Here is a 23,469-nt window from a genome sequence, read left to right on the forward strand (position 1 = left end):
CTATTTATATATATCATATGATGTCCCCACCATTTTCATTTTTTTTGATTTTTATTATATATTTATCGACAAAAATATCTAATTTTTTTAATATAGTTCATATTAACCCATCCACCATGCCTTTACTATCCCAATAAGATTACATTTCATTTAAATTTCAATGACTATGGTCAATTACTGTACAGACCATTGCCCAAACGTCTTGACCTTTCCATGCATATGCTGTACTGAAGAAGGTATTATTGGACGTATCCAAAGAATGACTGGGAGCTCGGTTGTCTGTTATATAAGTTAAGTAAATTGCTGTCATAACTTTATTTATTCTTATCTCAGCAAAAAAGCCTGCCATTTGGCAGGCTTTTTGATAGACTCTTTAATTAATATTTAGGACTGCGATTCTCGTCCTACGAAAAGAATTGTTGCTTTATAAGCATCGCAGTTGATATTAATTGCTACATAAGAAAAGAAGCTTCGGCGACCGCTCTGGGAAATACACTGCGCTCATCCGCCCAGAGCGACCCCGGACGGCAGGGAAAGCACATACTTTAGAATTCAGAACAGCAGTTACTTCGCAGTTTATAGATTTCGTGACAATAAAGCTTTTCTACGGCGAGTAGTGCGCAGTCCAAATTTCGAGAATAAAGATTTTGATATTAAAGGCTTGCTATAATCTCATCTTTACTTGTAAATGGTTTACTACTGGAAATTCCTTTTACTGAATCATTGATATAAAGGTCTTTTTCAAACCAATCCACTGTTTTAATTTGCTCCACTCGGTAAATATATAATTCTTCTTCCAACAGATTTTCATTACTATTCACAACAATATAATTAATCTTCCATTGTTCCGAATCATAGATCATATCAACTAACTTGCCGATTTTCCCATCTTTAGCGTGGACTTTAAAACCAATCGTTTCATCTTCACTTCGCAGATGTTTTTCATTCTTGTCTCCGTTCTGCTCACGTTGCAGATGCGGCTCTTCGGGCACCTTTTCCTTCACTGACCTATTTGGTTCAAAGGTTCCAATCGGTCCTCGCTCTGTACCTATTAGTGCATTATCTGGAAATACATTCCAACCATAGTAGTCAACCAAATTACTTTCCTGCTCTTTGGTAAGATCTTCATTTTCCGGTACAGGTGGACTGTTACGAACCATTTCTTTATCATATTCCACAGCAACATACTTATCGTCTTTATTCACATTTATAAATATATCTGGCGGTAATAGTACTTTTCTTCCTGGGAGCCATTTCCTTGTATCCACAATGGCATATCGAATACCCCAGTTTTGATCGTTAAAGTATATATCTTTAATTTTCCCCATTTCACCATCTTTTGCAAGAATACTGTAGTTCTTTAATTGCGTTGTATAGAATTGCATAAAAAACGCCTCCATAAAGGATTTACATAATGTATACCCTTCACCTGAGACGTTAAACCATTCTTTTTATTCCTTTTGAGATGCATACTTATAATAAAGATCGATAGGTATAAATAATCCAACCTTGCCAAAATCATCATGGGTCATCGTAGCGAAAATTACACCAATTACTTTTCCGTCCTCATTAATAATCGGGCTACCACTGTTGCCTCTATAGACGGGAGCTTCAATCATCACTACTTCTTCATCCCAGCTTGATAGCTGTGTATAACTAATCATCGTCCCTTCATTCACAATACCGTTGAATCTCAAAGGATTCCCTATAAAGTGAATTGGCTCATTCGCTTCAAAATTGGTTTGTTCTGCCAATGGTAAATAAGGCAGATCTTGTTCACCGACTTGAAGTACAGCTAGATCAATTTCAGGGTAGGATTCTGTGACATCTGCAGTAAATAGCCCTTCATCTGGAAAAGCAACTGTCACACTTGTCTCACCTTCAATTACATGATGATTCGTTAAAATTGTTCCAGTGTCCGATATCGAAAAACCTGTTCCTTTACTATCATCCGTTTCAACAACAACGACAGATTTTTTATACGTCTGAATCGTTTCATCGGTAGATAATTTTGCGGAAGTAATTAGAAAATCAATTGCTGGAATAGAAAATGTCTGTGGTATTAATGCGAATACATTAAAAACAAGTGCAATAGCAATTAGCCAGAACGGCCATTTTGGAAATGGCCGTTTCGGTTCAGATTCTTCATTCGATTTAGCTCGTTCTAAAGCTTTCCTACGTTCTTCCTGGACAAGCTCATATAATTCTTCGTCATCAAATTCTTCATATAGATCCTCATCAATGATGTCATCTCGTTTATTATCTTTGGAATCCATATTCCACCCCGCAACCCGAATGATTATAGACAAAAGTTATTAGATTGCAGCCTTTATCTTTCCTTGCTGCATTTAATACATCGGAAAATATAGACCTTTCTCTTCTATCAGTTTATCATGATTTCTTTGTTCTATGATAGTTCCACGGTCAGGGAACAAAAATCGTATACGCCTGTTGAATCGTTGATATACGATGCGCAATGACAAGTGTTGTTCTACCTTCTTCTAGAACCTCCAATGCTGTTTGTATAATATTTTCCGTTTCGTTGCTATATGTTCAATAATTTTCGCCTCTATCTTACCATCTACAGTCGACATCAAATCATCCAGAAACAGTATTACTTAGTTATTGTAATACAACAAGTTTAGGTGGTAAGAGTCCAATTGCACCGGCAAGAATCAAAGAAATAATTGCAAATGTTTAAAAACCCAATCCAGTTTTTTAAATACTTGATCATCTTTCCACCTTCCAGTCATACTTTTATAATTTAATTTTAAACTTTCACACAAAAAAGCATACGTCTATGACATATGCAAAATACGGGACAAAAAATTCCCAAATATTACAAAAGGTCACAGACAAGTGTGACCTTTTGATGGTTGATTAGTTAGAAAGTTAAAAGCTAAAAGACAAACACATTTTGAATGAAGGTCACTATATACACGATTATTCATGATTGCTAACAAATGCTTTTTCCATCGTAATGACCTTCTTAGAGTTTATTCACCAATAATTATAGTATTCGTAATTTTATAATCAATTACTTTACAGAATATTCATTTAAATATAAAGAAAAGAAAAAGAGAACTGCTCATTTAGAGTTATTCTCAGTATCTACGGGGGACTCATCTCAATTCATTTCAGATTCAATGGTAATTTTTGACCTAAGGTTGCCATGTTTTCTATTTTTTCTAAAGAAATGTTAGTTGACTCGGATATTTCTTCGAGCGTAACATGAGGTGTTTTTTGGACAAAGCTCCGAATTAGCTCACTATCCCTTAAACAAGTTGGGCACATTATAAACGGGCTGCTTTCCATTGGTTCTTTACATAAACGACAATTTCGAACAATACCTCCCATTTCCTCACCCCTTATTTAGTCATATTTACATAATACATCAATATATATACCTTAACAATAACAACTTAGAATGTTTCGAAAGATGGTCCCTAAGACTCAATTTATGTCATTATTCTACCAATAAATTTCCTTAATTCTTAAAAAAATGCTATAGTTTTTAACAAAGATTAAAGGGAGTTGATTAAATGCATCTAGATGAAATGCTAGAATACAACAAAAAGTTTGTTACGGATAAGGAATACCAGGCCTATACAACTGATACATATCCGAATAAAAAAATGGTCATATTTACTTGCATGGAGTCACGATTAGTCGAATTATTGCATCGAGCATTAAACATCCATAATGGCGATGTAAAAATGGTAAAAAATGCTGGCGCAATTATCCGGAAACCTTTTGATAGTATTATGAAAAGTATTCTTGTCGCCGTATTAAAATTAAAGGCAGATGAAGTGGTGGTCATTGGTCACCATGACTGTGGAATGTCCCATGTGGATACAGATGCTCTTAAAACTATCATGGTTGAACGCGGAATTCCTGAAGATACGATAGATACCTTAACAACCGGTGGAATTAATTTGGATGACGAGTTTCACGGCTTTGACACCGTTGAGGAATCTGTTACACAAAGTGTATCCATTATACGAAACCATCCACTATTGCCCAAAGAGGTAAAAGTTCATGGATTGGTCATCGATCCAGATACAGGAAAAGTAGATGTTGTTACAAGACAATAAAAAACCTAAACGAAACTACCACTCGATGTTGAGCTGGTAGTTTTTATTTTCGCTGTTTTCTAGAAGGTTGGACTGCAGTTACTCGTCCCACAGAAAAAGATTAGCTTTTTTAACCTTCGAAGTTTATATAAAGTGCGAAGTAACAAACATTTTTAATAATAATTTCCGCTTCATCTCCACATACTAAAAGAAATGTATGGTTTCTTTTCGGAGGTTCTTATGAGAAAAAGGCTTAAAAGTGAATCTAAAGGTATTTTCCCAATTAAAATCGACCAGTTGGAAAACTTGATTACAAGTAATTTTGAAAATAACACAGACGTAAGTTTTTCGACGTATGAATATCTTAGCCAGAAAATTGCTGTATTTTATATTCCTTATCAAGTAACACCAGAAAAAGTAGAAAATCTATTATTAAAACCATTATCCGAAACGAAAGCAGAATGGTCCTCAGCCTCCATCCTGAATGAAATTCCACTAAGCTCCGGAAAATTGGAAACGAAATTGGAAGTTATACTGGAAGGTTTAATAAGTGGAAAAGTCTTCATTTATGTAGAAAATGAAGATGACATTGTTTACTACCCCATGTTAAAGATAGAAAAAAGGGCATTGGCAAAAGCAGAGACGGAAACTGTCGTTTTGGGCCCACAAGTAGCCTTTACCGAGTCTATAATTACGAATTTAAATATTATGCGCTGGCGTATCCGTTCAACCGATCTCGTGTTGGAAAAAATAATGATTGGTAAAAGATTCCCTAGAGAAGTACGAATGATTTATGTAAAATCAATTGCAAATGAAACCGATGTAAATACAATGCGGGAACGGTTACAGGAATTAGAAGTGGACGAAATTGAAGACAGCAATGTTCTAATGCAATTTATTGAGGATTCATCCACTTCGATATTCCCACAATTCTATTCGACAGAACTTCCTGATCGTGCCTCCTATGCGATATCAAAGGGCAGAATCGGGGTACTAGTAGAAAATAGCCCATCAGCAATCCTTGCACCAACTACTTTTTTTAGTTTCTTTGAATCGACGGAAGATTTGTATATGCGCTGGAATGCTGGGTCTTTCCTTAGAATTCTAAGGTTCCTCGCAATGTTCGTATCCGTTTTATTAACACCGATGTATGTTGCAGCAGTGACCTTTCATTATGAAATCATCCCACCACAATTGCTTGTTTCTATCGGACAATCGAGAGCGAGTGTGCCTTTCCCTCCCATATTCGAGACGTTATTTATCGAATTAATGATTGAATTATTGCGGGAGGCAGGTGCAAGGCTACCTACGAAGGTGGGACAGACCATTGGGATTGTTGGTGGTGTTGTTGTTGGAACGGCAGCTGTTCAAGCAGGGATAACGAGTAATATTTTAATTATTTTTGTCACGATAAGTGCATTGGCTTCCTTCACCGTACCAAGCTATCTTATGGGGTCAACCATTCGTGTCATTCGTTTCCCAATGATTCTACTGGCAGGGATGTTAGGTATTATTGGAATTATGTTTGGAATCTGTTTTATTATAATTCATTTATTAAAATTAACTTCTTTGGGACGTCCATATCTGACACCCATCTATCCATTTAGATTTGAAGATCTTAATAAAGTACTATTTCGATTACCACAAAATTATCAGTGGAAACGTTTTGCCTCTTTTCAACCTAAAAATTTAACACGATTCCAAAAAAGAAAAGCTAACGAGAAAAAAGATATCGATGAGTAGGTGAAACGGTGGACGTTAATGTAAAAATAAAATCAATTCTACGTATTCGAGCATTCTACTTATTTTTCATTATTTCATCAATCCAATTAGGGGTTGGAATAATGGGTGCTCCAGCCCTTATCTTTATCGAGGCACGTCAGGATTCCTGGATATCAATTATCATTGCCGCCATTTATATTGTCATTGTACTATTTGTTATGCTACTTATTCTTAAACAATATGAAAATGCAGATATCCTTGGCATTCAGGTTGATATTTTTGGAACAGTTTTAGGTAAATTACTAGGTACCGTTTACATTATTTATTTTGCTGCTACTTTATTATCTGTGCTCATCACTTACATCGAAGTAGTAAAGGTTTTTATTTTTCCCGAGTTAAACAATTTTGTTATGGGGTTATTGTTGATTTGTCTTATTGTTTATAGTGTCCTAGGTGGGCTTCGAGTAATTGTTGGCGTTTGCTTTCTCTTTTTCATCCTTTCCCATTGGGTTCTTTTGTTGTTAATTCAACCTGCATTACAAATCGATCTAACCCATCTCCAACCGGCATTTCAAGCCTCTTTTGTTGAATTATTACAGGGGGCTAGATCCACATCCTATACTTTTCTAGGATTTGAAATACTTTTTATGGTTTACCCATTTATTCAAAATAAAGAAAAAGCTAAAACACCTATTTTTATGGCCTCCCTGTGGTCTGCTGCTCTTGTCCTAGTCACTACAGTTATAGCTATTGGATTCTTCAGCCATGAACAGTTAGAGCGAAGAGAATGGTCTGTATTGGCATTATTTAAAATTCAGAGCCTTCCTTTTATTGAACGCTTTGATTATATTGTTGTAGCCGAATGGATGATGATAACTGTTCCAAATATGATTCTGCTCATGTGGGGGGTAACGTATGGCATGAAAAGATTGTATAAGCTTCCTCAAAAAATATCTTTGTATATTGTTGCTATCCTATTACTGATAGCCTGTTCATTCATGGGTCAGCATTTTCAAATACAAAAGGTAACTGATACTGTAGCGAATTTAGGTTTTTGGATTGTCTATGTATATCCTTTTTTACTTCTACCACTTGTATTATTCAAAAAGAGATGGATGAAACGAAAAGAGAGGGAAACTGATGCTAATTAGAATGACTAGCTTTATGTTAACTTCACTTCTATTACTTGGAGCCTGTTTACCAGCAAAACCTTTAGAAGATTTAGCGATTATAAATACACGGGGAGTGGATATTGCAGAAGATAGCAGTGACCAAATCGAAACGACAATAATTGCCTATCAATTTGATGCAGAATCCCAGGAAATTACGACAACACTTTCAGGGCTAGGCCACACCATAAAAGGTGCTCGTGAAGATGCAAATGCAGAAGCTGGATTTAGCTTAAGCCCTGGTCAAATTCGCCTTGAATTATATGGTAAAGAAGTAGCACAAAAAGGAATATTACAATACCTAAGTTCAGCGGTCCGTGATGCACGTGTATCAGAAACAATGTTAATAGCTATAGCTAACACTTCGGCAAAAGAAATACTCACAAAAGGGCAAGATGAACTGTCACTCAATATTGGGCAATACCTTCATAATCTAATTGAAAAAGAAATAGAAGAAGATAGTTTTCCCGATATTTATTTACATGAGTTTACGCATCTAGAAGCTGACATTGGGTATGATCCGGTTGCACCAATTATTGACTTAGTAGAAAACAAGCCAAAAATAAGTGGCATTGCATTATTTAAAGGTGATAAATATGTTGATGAAGTATCACTGCTGGAAGGATATCTCGTAAATTTAATGCAAAAAACAACAAGATCCACCCCTTTAGAAATTTCGGTTCCTATAAAACCGTTTTTACCATATATCGATAAAAATCGAGGGAAAGCTGATAATGATGATGATGATTTATATATAAATGTAAATATAGAAAAAGGGAAAAGCAAAACAAAACTAAAAGATTTCAAGAACTTACATTTTGATACAACGATTAATTTAAAACTAAATTTATTAGAGACGTCTGATTTATTAAGTGTTGAAAATGAACATGTAGCAGATCTATTGGAAAAGGAAATTGCAAATGAATTCACAAAGCAATATACAAATCTATTAGCTAAACTTCAGGAAGCTGGTACGGATCCATTTGGTCTCGGAGCGATCTATCGGGCAAAAAAAATGGATAGTTCCTTAACAGATGAAGAATGGCGAGAGAAGTTTCCAGATGCAATAGTTGATTTTCATGTAAATGTAAAATTAACAAATTATGGAGGAATACAGTAAGAAAATAATCCCTGGCTTGTTTGCCAGGGATATAATTATTTGCTTGCACCCTTAATAATTTCAATCACTCGATCACGGGATTGTTCACTTTTATACTCCTGCATCGTTTCGACCATAATGGGCGCATATTCTTTTAATTGCAATAACTCTTCTTTCATTGTTTGTTTCGTTAGACTTTCTTCTTCAAGAACTCTGGCATAGCGTTTTTCCTGAAATGAGTTAGCATTAATAATCTGATCTCCCCTACTAGCACCTTTCGATAATGGAACTAGGAGCATAGGAATCCGCAGTGCCAGGAATTCAAAAATAGCGTTGGAACCAGCACGGGATAATACATAATCTGACGCTGCAAAAATATCTTTCAACTCTTCATTAATATATTCAAATTGAACATATCCTGGTTCGTCTATCGAATGATCAACTTTATCCTGTCCGCAAATATGTATAATTTGAAACGAGGATAATAGCTCTGTTAAACTCCCCCTTATCGTTCCGTTAATTTTTTGTGAGCCGCCACTCCCACCCATGATCAGCAAAACAGGTAACTCACGAGTTAATCCAGCAAAGCGTAGCCCTTTTTCCTTGCTGCCTTTAAAAAGCTCATCCCGAATAACCGCTCCAACATATTCCGCTTTCTTTTCTGGAAGGTATTGCATGGTTTCAGGGAATGTCGCCAATACTTTCTTCGTAAACGGTATCGAAAGCTTATTTGCCAGTCCTGGTGTATAGTCGGATTCATGAATGACCGATGGAACACCGCGAAGTTTCGCTGCTGCAACAACTGGAACTGAAACAAACCCGCCTTTTGAAAATACGACAGAAGGTTTCCGTTTTCCGATAATGCGATAGGCCTGCAAGGTTCCTTTTAGAACTTTAAATGGATCTTTTAAGTTTTCTTTTGACATGTAACGGCGTAATTTACCAGTCGAGATTGGATGATAGGTTACTCCCTCCAACTGCCCGATTAGTTTTCTTTCTATTCCATCATAGGAACCTATATAATCAATTTCCCATCCCTCTTCCTGATAAAATGGAATCAGTGCCAAATTGACAATCACATGGCCTGCTGTCCCACCACCAGTGAAAAGAATTCGTTTATTTTTCATTAAAAGCTTCCTTTCTTTCACAATTCATTAAAACCCGCTATAATAATCTTTATGCTACATTAGGATTACACTCTCTATCCTATTAGAAAATACACGAAAAAGGAAGAGTTTCATGTACGAAACTGCTACGATTAAAGAAAAATTAAAGTTGCTTATTATTATATTATTACCAATATTGATCACGCAAATCAGCCTAAACCTTATGACGTTCTTTGATACGGTGATGTCTGGGCGTGCAGGTGCTATAGATCTGGCAGGTGTAGCAATCGGATCAAGCCTATGGGTTCCACTAGCGACTGGAATTAATGGAGTCGTTTTGGCAATTACTCCAATCATCGCTCAATTAATTGGTGCTAAAAAGGATGATGAGGTTCCAAAAATTGTTCAACAGGGAATATATCTGGCAATCGCTTTTTCCATTGTCATTATTCTAGCTGGCGGTCTCGTTTTGAACCCGGTACTTTCCTTAATGGATTTAGAACCGGAAGTAAGTAATATCGCTAAGTATTATCTTATTTCCATTGGTGCTGGAATTATACCATTATTTATTTTTAATACCATTCGTTGTTTTATGGATGGTTTAGGACAAACACGTGCCTCCATGCTTATTATCCTAATATCATTGCCCCTAAATATCTTTTTTAATTATATCTTTATTTTTGGTAAATTGGGACTTCCAGCATTTGGTGGTATTGGTTCTGGAATTGCAACCGCAATTACGTACTGGCTTGTTTGTATCATTGCTTTAATTGTCATGTTGAGAGTACAGGAATTCCAAAAATACAATATCTTCGCAAAATGGTTTAAGCCCTCATTAAAACGCTGGATGGACCAATTAAAAATCGGCATTCCAATTGGAGCCGCAATCTTTTTTGAAACGAGCATCTTTTCAGCCGTCACATTATTAATGAGTGTCTATGACACCTATACGATTGCAGCCCATCAGGCAGCAATGAATTTCGCCGGATTATTATACATGATTCCATTAAGTGTTGGTATGGCCTTAACAATTACCATTGGTTTTGAAGCGGGAGCAGGGCGTTATAAAGAAGCACGTACGTATGGCTATCTCGGAATGGCTGGCGGTATCTTTATCGCTATATTTGCTGGAGCTATTTTATTTATCTTTAATGGACCTGTTGCAGCATTATACAATACGAACCCAGAGGTAATTGAGCTCACAAAGCAATTTATCTACTTTGCTATTTTCTATCAATTGGCAGATGCATTCGGAGCACCAATTCAAGGTGCACTTCGCGGTTATAAAGATGTAAATACGACACTGATCATCGCATTGGTTTCCTATTGGGTTATTGGCCTGCCAATAGGCTGGTTATTTGCAAATTACACATCCTTGGAACCATTTGGATATTGGGTCGGAATTATTGTTGGTCTTAGCTGTGGTGCAGTAGCACTGTTATGGAGACTGATTCATATCCAAAAAAAATACGCTAGATAGGAAAGAAAAGCTCATCAGCATTAAACTGCTGATGAGCTTTTTTTGTAATTTCAATATAAACGTTTGGCTTGTTAATGAATGTTTAAAAGGAAGCAAAATAAGAAACAAGTTGGTGCCCTTTTGTACTTCCTCTTACAGGAACAATCCAGCAATCGTCGCAGATAAGATAGAAGTAAGAATGGCCCCAGCTAGTAATTTCATTCCAAACCCAGAAACGATGCCTGCCTTTTCACTATCAATACCTTTCACAGTTCCAGCTATAATTCCGATGGATGAAAAGTTAGCAAAACTTGTTAGGAATACAGATACAATCCCAATTGTTTTCTCTGACATCGTATCAAGCAACGGCTGGAATTCAAGCATTGCCACAAACTCATTTGTAACAATCTTTGTACCCATAATCGAACCAGCCTCAACAACTTCACTCGGTGCAATCCCCATTAAGATTCCAATTGGCGCAAGAATATATCCTAATATCTGTTGCAGCGTAACTCCTGCAAATACAGCTTGGATAATCCAGTTGACAAGTTCCAGAGATGCTATGAAGGCAATAAGCATGGCTGCCACGATTAAAGCAATTTTACCACCTTCAAGTGCACCATTACCCATTGCTTCGAAAACACTTCTATCATCGGAAACATTTGAGACATCCACATAGTCTTCTTCCCTTGATACGTTCACAGGAGCAATGATGGATGCTACCATTAATGCACTAAACATATTCAATGGAAGAGCAACCAGAATATATTCAGCTGGAAGCATTTGAATATATGCACCAACAATGGATGCTGAAACCGAACTCATTGCAGATGCACTGACAATATACAATCGGTTTGCCGTTAAATGATGAAATTGGGAACGAATAGCGATTAAAGCTTCAGACTGTCCAAAGAAAATACTGTTAACCCCATTAAAGGATTCAATTTTTGGCAACCCTGTGATTCTTGATATCAGTCCACCAATATATTTAATGATAGTTGGGAGTATTTTCAAATAAGTAAGTACTGATAAAATCGTGGCAAAGAAAACGACAAGCAGCAAAACATTAAAGAAGAATACGCCACCTTCATTTACAACAAAACCACCAACAACGAAGTTAATACCTTCCATACCAAATTCAATCAGTTTGTTAAACACAGCTGATATTCCATTAATGATGGCATTACCTATTTCCGTCGAGAACATAAACCAGGTAATAAGGAGCTGTAATACGAGCATAATCCCTATCCCTTTATAATTAATGTTTTTCTTATCATTGGACATAAGATAGGCTAACCCAAATGTAATAATAATAGCTAGAATACCGAGAATAATATCCACAGTAGGCCTCCTTAGATTAGAGTATTCAATTAGCTTTTCCCTAATTTTATTTTTATTAACATATAAATAACTGTTTAATTTAGTACGTGTCCACTAGACGGAAATAACCAAACAAAACTATGTATGAGTATCTCTATTTTAAAGGAACTCAAGTAAACATTTCAGCCTTCTTACGTTAACTTTAATTTAACCAACGTTTTCTATAATATTCGACTGACAGGTATTTTGCAATAGTTAGTTGACTAAAATTAAAACACAAAAGTCCATCGTTCTGTTCAACGACGGACTTTTGTGTTTTTTATTTATTAACCTTCGAGTAATAAATCATACGGGTCTTCAAGCATTTCTTTAATACGAACTAAAAATTGTACTGCTTCTTTTCCATCGACAATCCGGTGGTCATAGGAAAGTGCCAGGTACATCATTGGGCGGACTTCAATGGAATCATCTGGCATTACCATTGCACGTTTTACGATGTTATGCATTCCGAGAATACCAACCTGTGGTGCATTTAAAATTGGTGTAGACATCATCGAACCGAATGTACCACCATTTGTGATTGTGAACGATCCACCTTGCAAATCACTCAATGCCAGTTTGTTATCACGTGCTTTTGTTCCCAGGTCAACAATCGATTGTTCAATACCTGCAAAGTCTTTACGATCAGCATCACGTACAACCGGAACTACTAATCCATCATCCGTAGACACGGCAATACCAATATCATAGAATTTTTTGAGGACAAGTTCATTTCCTTGAATTTCGGCATTCAGTAATGGGAATTCTTTCAAGGCACCGACAACCGCTTTTGTAAAGAAAGACATAAAGCCAAGCTTCACACCATTTTTCTTAACAAACTTCTCTTTACGTTCACTGCGAAGTTGCATGACCGCTGTCATATCCACTTCATTAAATGTCGTTAACATAGCAGTTTCCTGTTGTACATTAACAAGGTTCTTTGCAATGGTTTGACGGCGACGCGTCATTTTTACACGTTCGACAGGTTTTTCAAAGTCTGTTTTTGCCGCAGCTGGCGCTTCCTGTTTTGCAGGCTTCGAAGGTTTTGCTTCGCTTCCAGCTTTTGCTGTTGCTTCCACATCTTCTGGACGAACTCTTCCAAGTGGATCACGTGCAGCCACTTTACTTAGGTCGATATTCAATTCACGGGCACGTTTTCTTGCTGCTGGAGATGCAATCACTTCCCCATTGCTTCCTTCAGCAGACGCTTCTTTTTCCGAAGTCTTTGGTGCCTCCGCTTTTTCTTCTTTTGCAGGTGCTTCTTGTTTTTCTTCTTTTGGAGCTTCTTCAGCTGGTGCTGATTCTCCACCAGCTTCACCATTTTCATCTAATTTCGCGATCGTGTCACCTACAGCCACATCGTCGCCTTCTTCGCTAATAATTTCAGTGATGACACCGGAAACTTCAGCATTTACTTCCACATTAACTTTATCTGTTTCTAATTCAACGATTGGATCGCCTTTTTCTATTTTATCGCCTTTTTTTACGAGCCATTCCGCGATTGTACCTTCTGTAATAGATTCTGCTAGTTCTGGAATCTTAATTTCTTGCACTGGAATTTCCTCCTTCAGAGTTGTTTAATGCTTGTCTTACAATTTTATTTTGGGCTGTTTTATGAACGCTTGGGATACCCCCAGCTGGCGCTGATCGGTTCGGACGACTAATTACCCGTAATTTTTGGCCTTCTTGTAATACATCTCTTAAATAATCATCAACGAAATTCCAGGCTCCCATATTTTTAGGTTCTTCTTGTACCCAGACAATTTCCTGTAAATTCGGTAGTTGTTTCAATACTTCTTTAAGTGCCTTTTCAGGGAAAGGATAGATTTGCTCCAATCTTAAAACGCGTAACCATTCAAAGTTTTGTTCCGAATTATCAATAGCTTCCTCAATATCTACCATTACTTTTCCACTACCAATTAGGAGACGTGTGGCATTCTTACTAACTTCCAGATTTGGTTGATTCCGCAATGGTTGAAATTTACCTTCAGAGAATTCCTCTGCAGATGATCCCATACGCGGGTGGCGAATCAAACTACTTTTCGGTGTCATTAAGATTAATGGTCTAGCTTCTTCACGGCCACGCATTGCTGCCTGTCTGCGAAGCAAATGGAATAGTTGTGCAGATGAAGTTACGTTCGCTACTATCCAATTGTTTTCTGCCGACATTTGCAAGAATCTTTCTAAACGAGCGCTGGAATGTTCCGGTCCTTGTCCTTCATAACCATGTGGCAGAAGCATAACCATGTTTGATTTTTCTCCCCATTTTGCTCGTGATGAGGAAATAAATTGATCGAAGATGACCTGTCCAGCATTTGCAAAATCACCAAATTGAGCTTCCCAGATAACCAATGTATTTGGTGACTGAACACTATAGCCATATTCGAATCCGAGCACACCAGCCTCCGATAACGGACTATTTCTAACATCAAACGATACGTTGGCATCTGATATTCCGTGCATCGGGCTATATTTTTCATTCGTTTTTGTATCATGAAGTACGATATGTCTATGTGCAAATGTACCTCTTTCAGAATCCTGGCCAGTTAAGCGGATTGGTATACCATCACGTAAAATAGATGCATATGCTAATGCTTCTCCAGTACCCCAGTCGGCTTTACCTCCTTGTTCCAGTGCATCTGCACGACGGTTCAAAATTTTCTCCGTCTTTTTAAATCCGTTAAATCCTTCTGGACGTTTCAATAATTCCTTGTTTAACGTTTTTAGTGTTTCAAGATCTACTGCCGTCTTAAATTGACCTAATCCATTCGAAAGTACTTTCGGCATTAGCTTTGCTTCTGGCTGACCGATTTCATTTTCAGTCATCTCGTTATAAATATCGCTTAATTTAGTTTCAACTTTTTCTTTAAGCTTGTCATAATCTCCTGCTTGTATAGTCCCTTTACTTTCCAATGATTGGGCAAAGAGCTTTGTCACAGTGGGATGATTATCAATCTCTTGATATAATTTTGGTTGCGTTGTTCTTGGTTCATCCATCTCATTATGACCATATCTGCGGTATCCAACTAAATCTATTAGAAAATCCTTATTAAATTTACTGCGGTATTCATATGCTATTTTAATAGCTGAGATACATGATATTGGGTCATCAGCATTAACACGAATAATTGGAATTTCGAAGGCTTTAGCCAGATCACTCGCATAACGTGTGGAACGCCCATCTTCACGATCTGTTGTATAACCCAATAAATTATTTGCGATAATATGAAGTGTCCCACCAGTGTTATACCCCGGCAGACCGCTTAAATTCAATGTTTCGGCAACAACACCCTCACCAATAAATGCAGCATCCCCATGAATTAATACGGGCAACGCCTTTTTAATATCCCGTTTCGGATATCCTCTATTCTTACGGTCATCTTGTGCAGCACGTGTGAACCCTTCCACAACAGGATTCACAAACTCTAAATGTGATGGATTATGTGCTAAAGTTATTCTTGTTTTAACTTCATTTCCATTATTAATTTCTTTTTTAGCACCGAAATGGTATTTCACATCTCCGGTCCAGCCATAATTAATACCAATTGACCCTTCAGAAGGCATTAATTCCCTATCTTTGGAATAATTAAATTCCGAAAAAATCTTATCGTACGGTTTCCCTAGCACATTGGCAAGTACGGATAAACGCCCACGGTGAGCCATGCCCATCATGATATTTTCGATTTTATCCTTTGATGCATAATGGACAACCCAGTCAATCATCGGAACCATGACTTCCAGACCTTCAATGGAAAAACGTTTTTGTCCGACAAAGGTTTTTTGAAGAAACTCCTCAAAGCCTTCAACATCGACAAGGCGTTCCAGTACTTCTTTTCGTTGATCAGCTGATAATTCCAGTCGTGCATTTCCATTTTCAATCAATTCAAAAAGCCATTTTCTTTCTTCGTGGTTATTAACATGCGCATATTCAAACGTAATGGTACCCGTATAATATTTCTTTAATCTATTTACGACATCTAATCCATTTTCCACATCACCTGATGCATGTTCCCATAAACCAGATGCTGGAATATTTTTTAGATCTTGTTCAGTTAAACCATACGTTTCTAAATTTAATAGTTCTGTTTCATCTCCCTTATAGCCACCAACCGGATAAATATCTGCCTCGGTATGACCATAACGTCGAATAGCCTCAACAAGTTGTATCGCTGAGGTAAGTTTCTTCACGTCGTATTCTGATATCGATTGAGTTGAAGTCTTGGCTGCGCTGCTTGATTGCTGTATCCAGGCAGGAGCTCCATAAGTATCGAAAATCTCTTTTATAGTAGATTCAATAGCCTCTGGATCCTCTTTATATAACTCATATTGTTGTTCTAAATACCCCCTGTTTGGTCCATGAAACTGCCCCCAGAATCTTGATGCAGATTCTTCATATTCTGCCACGTCTGATACCCCCATTAGAAGTTAACTTTTCCCCGCATGTAAACGGTTTAATTTTATTATTGAATTTCCTATGTGTTTCATCTTTTAATATACCTTATTTATCTCATTGTTACAACTTTTTACTAGACAATTTATTCGGATATTATAAAATATTCATCCCCGTAAAATATTAATTTTTCATTGTTAGTTCACATATATAGTTTTTTTGGTTATAATAAGGACATACTTAACGATTAAAGCTTATCTCTGTAGATATGGAGGAGGAAATTTTATGAAATTAGCATTATTATTTGGTGTTATGATAACATTTATTGTTTCATGCTTTACTTCAGGCTATGAGGCAAAACCTGGTGTTCCTAAGAAAGATCAATAATTATTAAAATCGTCATGCAATAGGTGCATGACGATTTTTTTTTCAGATCTAAAGCCTTAATAATCAAAACAGGCCCATAGGAGACCGCATCCCGTATACACTTCGCTTTTCCACGGGCGGCTGGTAAAGTGTTTGTTAACAGAATCTATTAATTGATAGAAAAGGCAAAGTTATTCTTCCGAAAATAGCTTCTTTAGTCCGGGATTGCTCCGGGCGGTGACTCCTCGAAAATACAGGGCAATTTTCTTACGAAGATCTAAAAGCTTCCGTAGCCTTCCTTGCCCTGCGGGAACAGCACGTGTCAGAAGACCAGAAGAGTGGTTTTCTCTTCAGGACTGAGGCCGTGCCCTAAGGTGCGCATCCGCCCAGAGAGATCAAGGACGGCGGCAACAGCACATATCATTGCAAAGCAACCAGCAATTACTTCGCACTTTATAAAAATTGCAAAGATTAATAAACAACAGAATTTACAAAAAAAGCTTTTTTAACCATGGAATGAGGAAACAACTTCATTTTATGTTAAGTTTGGAAATTCCTGCTGTCTCAGTGCTTCATAAATAATAATTGCTGCTGTGTTGGATAGATTCAGTGATCTGACTTTGTCATTCATATGAATTCGCAAACATTGCTCTTCCTTGCCAAAGAGAAGTTCTTTCGGTATTCCAGTTGATTCGCGACCAAACATAAAAAAGATATCTTCCTCTGGCTTATTAAAATCAAAATCGGAATAATGCTTTGTTCCAAAGTTTTCAATATAATAAAATTGCCCATTCGGATATTTCTGATAAAGTTCTTCTATAGAATCATACTCATGTACATCAACATCTTTCCAGTAATCAAGCCCCGCTCTGCGCAGCATTTTATCTTCTGTTGAGAAACCTAGTGGATGTATAAGATGTAGTGTTGTATCTGTTGCCAGGCATGTTCTGCCAATATTTCCAGTATTAGCTGGAATCTCAGGTTGATATAATACGACATGTAAACTCAAAACTCATTCTCCTTACAAGTTAGGGTCCGAACATCCCTAAAAATTGATAACCAAATTATTATACCATTAATCATCCCCTATTCGGAAAAATTTATAGTTTATATTTGGTGTCCATGCAGTGGAATCTTCATAGGACCAATAACGATTCCGACTATTATCTGTATGAGCATTTACTAAAGGCATCCCCTCCGCATCTTTGGCTACAACAATCGTATTATGATCCCATCTACCATCACCCCCGAAATCATAACAGATTACGTCCCCTGGAATGAGTTGATCAGCACGCTCAACTTCTTTTCCTTTTAAACCTTGTGTTGAACCACTGAGATACCATCTGAGGGAATGCGCAACAGCCCAGCTGAAGCTCCATGTATCCGTTCCATACCACCATCCCCGTTCCCTAACAGGCGCACCCCATGTCGGTGCACCACCAGCACGTAGACATTGAGAGATATAATTGGTGCAGTCTACATCAAATACCCGGTATGCAGGGTTGTAACTGTTCCACCATCGTTCTGCATATTGAACTGCTGCTAGTCGATCATAAGTAAAACGTTCACTTTCTTGTTCGCGAATTTCATTTGTATCAAGCTTTTCCCGTTTACTTTCTACATCAATTCTTTTTATTACTTCATGATTTTTTATCGCACCATCAATCATTCGGAATTGATAGGGTATCACTTGCTCTTCCACATGAATTTTTTGGCCCTGTTTAATGACGTACGTTATATGCATTAAATAGTTATAAAAGGTTTCGTTATCGTAATTAAGTTTACGAAAGAGCTTCCCATTTCCCCCTATCCGAATAACTTCGGCACCTCTCTTTGCCCACAATTCCTCCTTCCTTCTCCACCAATTATCCTCTCTACGCTCATTTTGAAAAAAATCAAGCCATTGTTCTTTTATTTTTTCCATAAAAAATCCCCTCCATTTAAAATTATATGGAGGGAATGCTTGTTTAACGATTTATTTGTGTGAAGCATGCTTGATTAATATTATTTGTATAGCTGTTTCCCTAAAACATTGGTACTCCGCTCTGCTCGCCCACAAAAGATATAAACTTCGACATAACTGCTAGATGATAACTATAAGTATGTGCTTTTCCAACCGTCCGGGATCGCTGCGGGCGGATGCTTTCCGCGCGCACGGCCTCAGCCCTCCTCGAGAAAACCACTCTGCGGGGTCTTCGGACACGTGCTTTTCCCGCAGGAGTCACCGCCCTCCGCTCACCCGGACTGGTGAAGTTGTTCGATGTTATTTTAGCTATTGCACATACAGTAATTGTCTGTAACCTTCAAACCAGCTTTGGGAAATACACGGAGACTCCTACGGGAGGAGAGGCATAGGTGAGACCCTGAAATGCGCCAGAATGAAGGAGCTCACCTATGCTTTAGGATGCGTGAAGTGTATTTCCCAGAGCGGTGGCCGAAGTTACTTATCTTATGTCACAGTTTATCTCGGGCTACGGAAATAGTCTGTTTATTTGACTCCAGCATCTTGCTGAAATTCGAGTCCTTTACTCATTTCATATAAAACCTGCTCATCCTTTTCCTTTAACATGGCATCTTGAATGGCCTCGAATGCTTCTTCTGTTCCAATTTTCCCAAGTGACCATGCAGCTGTTCCACGAATAACCGGTCTTGCATCATTCCTCATGACATCGACCATCTCATGAATCGCTGTTCTGTCTTTATAATGACCAAGGGCGATTAAAGCATTGCGCTGAAGTGGCTTTTTCCCTCGCCATGATCCAGAAATATACCCAAATTTTTCTTTAAATTCCCGATTGGAAATATGCAGCATTGGTTTTAATTTTGGCTTTGCCACTTCATGTTCCGGTTCAAACTCCGGATGAATATGAAAGTCGATTCCTTTATTTCTAGGACAAACCTGCTGGCATGTATCACAACCGTAAATCCGATTCCCAATCTTTGTTCTGAATTCATCCGGCAAAAAATCTTTTGTTTGGGTTAGAAAAGCAATACAGCGCTGTGCGTTTAATTGCCCACCCTCACCTACTAATGCTCCAGTTGGACAGGCATCCATACATTTTCTGCACTCTCCACAACTGTCTTCCAGCGGGTCATCAGGGACAAAAGGAATGTTGGTGATCATCTCGCCAAGATAGACAAAAGAACCAAATTCCGGAGTGATAATGGATGTGTTTTTCCCACTAAATCCAATACCAGCCCTCTCTGCAACAGCACGGTCGGAAAGTTCTCCTGTATCTACCATTACTTTATTAACTACATCAGGAACTCTCTCCTGGATGAAACGTGAGAGTTTTTCTAAACGTTCACGCAAAGCGACATGGTAATCAATCCCCCATGAAGCACGAGCAAATAAACCCCGGCGTTCCTCTTTCGTGCTTTTCGGGGCATTTTTCATACGAGAGGGATATGCAACCGCAATCGATATAATGGACTGTGCTTCAGGCAAAAGGCGTTTTGGTTCTGTACGTTCTTCCAATGTACCTTTTTCAAATCCTGATTGGTAGTTTAATTCCTGCTGTCTCCGTAACCGTTCTTTTAACTCTCCGAACACATCTGCGGAAGCAAAGCCAATTTTATCAATTCCAATTTGCTTGGCATATTGAATAATCTCCTGTTTTAATTGTTCCGTCTGCATCAGAATCCCTCCCTTCTATTTTTAGTTTACTCTAGCTGTCCGTATCCGATTTAGCACTGCAGCAATCTCATGTCTGCGGGGCCGCGCCAAATCGCCTGGATGCTCATCTTTAAAAGTGGTGAAGGATGCCAGGCCCTTCCTATCCATTTGTATTTCGATTGTATCAAGTACATCTCGCAATGTTTGATTTTCCAAACCATTGATACGATGTATTTGATTAATAATCTCAGCAATCATTCGCGTCTGTGATGAGTCAACCAGTTGTTCTGTATCGTTAAAGTTGATATCTGTTCTTCCCATAATAATATGATGTAAGCCTTTCGCCTGGATTTTCGTTCGTTTACCATTATCCAACTGGAGGGATTTTTGCTGAAAAGAACGATGGATAACTTGACCGAAATCTGCTTCACTCTTAGTTTCACGTTCTAATGGGTATTCCCTTATTATTTCTCTTGCCTTATCTGTTACATCATATGGAACATATTCATCCATCATAATCACCGAATTTGCCACAGAAAAATAATCACCTGATCCACCCATAACAAGGATAGTTGATACACCTAGTTGATTTGACAATTGCTTTATTCGATCAATAAAAGGAGTGATTGGTTCTTTATCCTGCTTTACGAGCTGCTGCATCCGTTGATCACGAATCATAAAGTTCGTTGCACTCGTATCTTCATCGATAAGTAATGTCGTTGCACCAGCTTCCAGCGCTTCCATTACATTTGCTGCCTGTGAAGTACTGCCACTAGCATTTTCAGTTGAAAAAGATGTCGTTTTTTGCTTTTGTGGTAAATTAGTTATGAATGGAGAGATATTAACGGATGTAATTTGTCTGCCGTCTTCTGCGCGGATTTTAACAGCATTTGGGTCGGTTATAACAAATTCACGACCATCTCCCTGCATATGATAGTATACACCACGTTCTATCGCTTTTAAAATGGTACTTTTTCCATGATATCCACCACCAACAATTAACGTAATTCCTTTTTTTATCGCCATTCCTTTTAATGGTAGTGCTTGATGTGGAATAGGTATGGTGACCTCGTCCTCTTTCGGACTCTGAAAGGCAACTGCTTTTTTTAGTGGTTGATTACTAATGCCACTCTCCCTTGGAAGTATGGACCCATTGGCAATAAAAGCAATCCAATTATTTTTATGCATTTCATTACGGATTGCTTCCTGTTGGTCCGCTAAGTTTATTGCACTACCTATTTCATCATCTTTAATTTTAAATATAGAGTTCTTTACAATAGAGGGAATTATTTCAGCAAAAAGTTTCTCTGCTTCCCTACCATTGATTCGACGACCATTTGCGGGCAAACCGACAGACATACAAACAGTGATCGTTTCCGGAGTAATTTGTAATGCCGTTCGTTCAAGAACTTCTTGCCCTGGTGTGTCGAACTGAATCATGCCACTTTTTCCTGAGCCTTTCACTGAAAAGCGCTCACGTTGGACAGCACTGCCTACCGCCCGTGCAAAAGTATCTTCACAAGCTACTTTCCGCTTTCGGGACTGAAGCCATTCCGGTTTAATTGGACGCTTTTCCTTCGATATAACAATCCGGATCTTGGAAGGTGTCGCAAAAGGGTCGCCTTGCACATAATCTATATATAACTCAAAGTCATCAAATTTATAATGACCCTGGATACTTTTGTATGCTTTATATCCTTTACTATCTAATTGATTTAATTGCCTGGAAAGGTTTTTCATTTTATCCCTCATTTTAATGTTTATTCTATAAGGATACTATGTTTGAAAAGATGTATTCAAGTGTAGTCTTGCTTAGAGGATGAATATCTGCTGGAAATAATAAAAACGCAACGCTTCGTAATCTATTTTACGAAACACTGCGTTATGACATATGTATGGAGCGGGTGAAGGGAATCGAACCCTCATCATCAGCTTGGAAGGCTGAGGTTTTACCACTAAACTACACCCGCATATAAAATTGAAAAAATCATGTGTTAATTTGAAAGTTTTAATCTGTTTTCGGTAACAGAATCTAGTATAGCAAGATTGTTTAGAAAAATCAACAGGAAATTCAACATTTTTTTACAAAACTTTACATTGCTGTTATAACCCTTATTTCAAAGGGACTTATTGTAAATTATTTTAATTTCAGAAATATCAATATTTACTTTATCGACCTCAAGCTTTAAACTAGTAATATGTTTTTTTTAGAAAGGGGCTAGTTGTATGTATGTATATCCAATCATCCTGACACAATCCAGTTTTACCCACAAAGATAGTTTGAAATATCCATTTGAAGAACGAGGTCTCCAATTCGGTGATGGTATATATGAAGTGGTCCGTATTTATCACGGAACGTATTATTTATTGGAAGCACATGTAGATCGCTTATTTCGTTCTGCGGAAGCAATAAAAATACAGCTTCCTTATAATAAAGAAGAGTTAACTAACCTGCTAATCGAACTGCTCGAGAAAAATAAGATGACTAATGATGGTAAAGTCTATATGCAAGTTACTCGTGGATCGGCACCAAGAGATCATGTTTTCCCTGCTGATGTGATGCCAAATATCTATGCTTATGTACAAGACCAATCTCGTAATCTGGCAGGATTGGAGAATGGTGTACATGCAATTACACATCGAGATATACGCTGGGAGAATTGTTATATTAAAAGCTTAAACCTGCTACCAAATGTGCTTGCAAAACAGACAGCCAAGGATAATGACTGTTACGAAGCAATTCTTCATAAAGACAGTACTGTAACAGAATGCAGCTCATCTAATGTCTATTTAGTGAAGGATGGCAAAATATTTACCCATCCTGCAACAAACAATATTCTGCACGGTTGTGTCCGAATGGCAATAGAAAGATTTACAAAAGAAATGAATATTCCCTTCATTGAAGAAGCATTTTCGGTAGAAGATATTAGTCTAGCTGACGAAATGTTTCTATCAAGTAGCACCTCTGAAATTACACCAGTTGTCAAAGTGGATAATACACAAATTGCCGATGGAGAACCAGGTCCTATTACAATTAATTTACAACAGGCCTATGAACGGGATGCCAATATTCATGAAATCAAAATAAAACAAACTCTCTAGGCAAAACG

General features: G+C 37.7%; 17 protein-coding genes and 1 tRNA gene. 6 read left to right on the plus strand and 12 right to left on the minus strand.

Translation table 11 applies throughout. The annotated features are described in order from the left end of the window. Positions 1–157 precede the first annotated feature (157 nt). From BV906_RS19455 to BV906_RS10055, 3 genes are all read right to left on the minus strand, one after another. Positions 158–349 (minus strand): hypothetical protein, encoded by a 192-nt coding sequence (locus BV906_RS19455; protein WP_176330308.1) that lies wholly within the window; start codon positions 347–349, stop codon positions 158–160. A 304-nt stretch (positions 350–653) separates the two neighbouring features. Then, positions 654–1,385, minus strand: coding sequence for a PRC-barrel domain-containing protein (locus BV906_RS10050; protein ID WP_087973389.1), 732 nt, complete (start codon positions 1,383–1,385; stop codon positions 654–656). 66 nt (positions 1,386–1,451) lie between these two features. Further along, entirely contained in the window at positions 1,452–2,276 is an 825-nt protein-coding gene (locus BV906_RS10055; protein ID WP_087973390.1) for a S1C family serine protease, read from the minus strand. 1,266 nt (positions 2,277–3,542) lie between these two features. Between BV906_RS10055 and BV906_RS10070 the strand changes: the two genes are divergently transcribed. The 4 genes from BV906_RS10070 to BV906_RS10085 all read left to right on the plus strand — a co-directional run bounded on the left by BV906_RS10070 (position 3,543) and on the right by BV906_RS10085 (position 8,084). Next, positions 3,543–4,094 (plus strand): beta-class carbonic anhydrase, encoded by a 552-nt coding sequence (locus BV906_RS10070; RefSeq protein ID WP_087973392.1) that lies wholly within the window; start codon positions 3,543–3,545, stop codon positions 4,092–4,094. A gap of 219 nt (positions 4,095–4,313) precedes the next feature. Beyond that, a complete protein-coding gene (locus BV906_RS10075) occupies positions 4,314–5,816 on the plus strand; it encodes a spore germination protein (RefSeq protein ID WP_087973393.1) in 1,503 nt (500 codons plus the stop codon). 8 nt (positions 5,817–5,824) lie between these two features. Next, positions 5,825–6,946: a GerAB/ArcD/ProY family transporter gene (locus BV906_RS10080; RefSeq protein WP_087973394.1), complete on the plus strand. Its 1,122-nt coding sequence runs from the start codon at positions 5,825–5,827 to the stop codon at positions 6,944–6,946. Position 6,947: 1 nt separating this feature from the next. After that, positions 6,948–8,084: a Ger(x)C family spore germination protein gene (locus BV906_RS10085; protein WP_176330309.1), complete on the plus strand. Its 1,137-nt coding sequence runs from the start codon at positions 6,948–6,950 to the stop codon at positions 8,082–8,084. Positions 8,085–8,119: 35 nt separating this feature from the next. Here the strand turns inward: BV906_RS10085 and BV906_RS10090 are convergent, their stop codons facing one another. Next, entirely contained in the window at positions 8,120–9,190 is a 1,071-nt protein-coding gene (locus tag BV906_RS10090; RefSeq protein WP_087973396.1) for an undecaprenyldiphospho-muramoylpentapeptide beta-N-acetylglucosaminyltransferase, read from the minus strand. Between the two features lie 112 nt (positions 9,191–9,302). Between BV906_RS10090 and BV906_RS10095 the strand changes: the two genes are divergently transcribed. Further along, positions 9,303–10,649: an MATE family efflux transporter gene (locus BV906_RS10095; RefSeq protein WP_087973397.1), complete on the plus strand. Its 1,347-nt coding sequence runs from the start codon at positions 9,303–9,305 to the stop codon at positions 10,647–10,649. Positions 10,650–10,781: 132 nt separating this feature from the next. Here the strand turns inward: BV906_RS10095 and BV906_RS10100 are convergent, their stop codons facing one another. From BV906_RS10100 to BV906_RS10135, 8 genes are all read right to left on the minus strand, one after another. Next, the gene (locus tag BV906_RS10100; protein WP_087973398.1) at positions 10,782–11,969 is read right to left on the minus strand and encodes a NupC/NupG family nucleoside CNT transporter; all 1,188 of its coding nucleotides are present in this window, start codon (positions 11,967–11,969) and stop codon (positions 10,782–10,784) included. Between the two features lie 305 nt (positions 11,970–12,274). Then, a complete protein-coding gene (odhB, locus tag BV906_RS10105; RefSeq protein ID WP_087973399.1) occupies positions 12,275–13,540 on the minus strand; it encodes a 2-oxoglutarate dehydrogenase complex dihydrolipoyllysine-residue succinyltransferase in 1,266 nt (421 codons plus the stop codon). Further along, positions 13,527–16,391, minus strand: a complete 2,865-nt coding sequence (locus tag BV906_RS10110) for a 2-oxoglutarate dehydrogenase E1 component (RefSeq protein ID WP_087973400.1) — start codon at positions 16,389–16,391, stop codon at positions 13,527–13,529. Before BV906_RS10110 ends, odhB begins: the two co-directional genes overlap by 14 nt. A gap of 887 nt (positions 16,392–17,278) precedes the next feature. Beyond that, complete coding sequence (gene trmL / locus BV906_RS10115; protein ID WP_087973401.1) at positions 17,279–17,752, minus strand: tRNA (uridine(34)/cytosine(34)/5-carboxymethylaminomethyluridine(34)-2'-O)-methyltransferase TrmL; 474 nt, start codon at positions 17,750–17,752, stop codon at positions 17,279–17,281. Between the two features lie 66 nt (positions 17,753–17,818). Continuing rightward, positions 17,819–18,667 (minus strand): amidase domain-containing protein, encoded by an 849-nt coding sequence (locus BV906_RS10120; protein WP_087973402.1) that lies wholly within the window; start codon positions 18,665–18,667, stop codon positions 17,819–17,821. Between the two features lie 564 nt (positions 18,668–19,231). Next, on the minus strand, positions 19,232–20,380 hold the full coding sequence (gene queG / locus BV906_RS10125; RefSeq protein ID WP_087973403.1) for a tRNA epoxyqueuosine(34) reductase QueG: 1,149 nt from the start codon (positions 20,378–20,380) through the stop codon (positions 19,232–19,234). A gap of 21 nt (positions 20,381–20,401) precedes the next feature. Next, positions 20,402–22,099 carry an ABC-ATPase domain-containing protein gene (locus BV906_RS10130; RefSeq protein WP_087973404.1) on the minus strand — a complete coding sequence of 566 codons (1,698 nt, stop codon included), beginning with the start codon at positions 22,097–22,099 and terminating at the stop codon, positions 20,402–20,404. 156 nt (positions 22,100–22,255) lie between these two features. Further along, positions 22,256–22,329 (minus strand) — tRNA-Gly (locus BV906_RS10135). A gap of 256 nt (positions 22,330–22,585) precedes the next feature. On the opposite strand from BV906_RS10135, the gene dat reads away from it, so the two are divergent. Then, the gene (gene dat / locus BV906_RS10140; RefSeq protein WP_087973405.1) at positions 22,586–23,461 is read left to right on the plus strand and encodes a D-amino-acid transaminase; all 876 of its coding nucleotides are present in this window, start codon (positions 22,586–22,588) and stop codon (positions 23,459–23,461) included. Positions 23,462–23,469: the final 8 nt, after the last annotated feature.

The sequence above is a fragment of the Oceanobacillus rekensis genome (assembly GCF_002153375.1).
GTDB lineage: Bacteria > Bacillota > Bacilli > Bacillales > Amphibacillaceae > Oceanobacillus > Oceanobacillus rekensis.

What these genes read in the sequence shown, in the direction of transcription:
- BV906_RS19455 (WP_176330308.1), bottom strand. Translation starts at nt 349, where the DNA reads ATGGCAGGCTTTTTTGCTGAGATAAGAATAAATAAAGTTATGACAGCA.
- BV906_RS10050 (WP_087973389.1), bottom strand. Translation starts at nt 1,385, where the DNA reads ATGCAATTCTATACAACGCAATTAAAGAACTACAGTATTCTTGCAAAA.
- BV906_RS10055 (WP_087973390.1), bottom strand. Translation starts at nt 2,276, where the DNA reads ATGGATTCCAAAGATAATAAACGAGATGACATCATTGATGAGGATCTA.
- BV906_RS10070 (WP_087973392.1), top strand. Translation starts at nt 3,543, where the DNA reads ATGCATCTAGATGAAATGCTAGAATACAACAAAAAGTTTGTTACGGAT.
- BV906_RS10075 (WP_087973393.1), top strand. Translation starts at nt 4,314, where the DNA reads ATGAGAAAAAGGCTTAAAAGTGAATCTAAAGGTATTTTCCCAATTAAA.
- BV906_RS10085 (WP_176330309.1), top strand. Translation starts at nt 6,948, where the DNA reads ATGACTAGCTTTATGTTAACTTCACTTCTATTACTTGGAGCCTGTTTA.
- BV906_RS10090 (WP_087973396.1), bottom strand. Translation starts at nt 9,190, where the DNA reads ATGAAAAATAAACGAATTCTTTTCACTGGTGGTGGGACAGCAGGCCAT.
- BV906_RS10095 (WP_087973397.1), top strand. Translation starts at nt 9,303, where the DNA reads ATGTACGAAACTGCTACGATTAAAGAAAAATTAAAGTTGCTTATTATT.
- BV906_RS10120 (WP_087973402.1), bottom strand. Translation starts at nt 18,667, where the DNA reads ATGGAAAAAATAAAAGAACAATGGCTTGATTTTTTTCAAAATGAGCGT.
- queG (WP_087973403.1), bottom strand. Translation starts at nt 20,380, where the DNA reads ATGCAGACGGAACAATTAAAACAGGAGATTATTCAATATGCCAAGCAA.
- BV906_RS10130 (WP_087973404.1), bottom strand. Translation starts at nt 22,099, where the DNA reads ATGAAAAACCTTTCCAGGCAATTAAATCAATTAGATAGTAAAGGATAT.
- dat (WP_087973405.1), top strand. Translation starts at nt 22,586, where the DNA reads ATGTATGTATATCCAATCATCCTGACACAATCCAGTTTTACCCACAAA.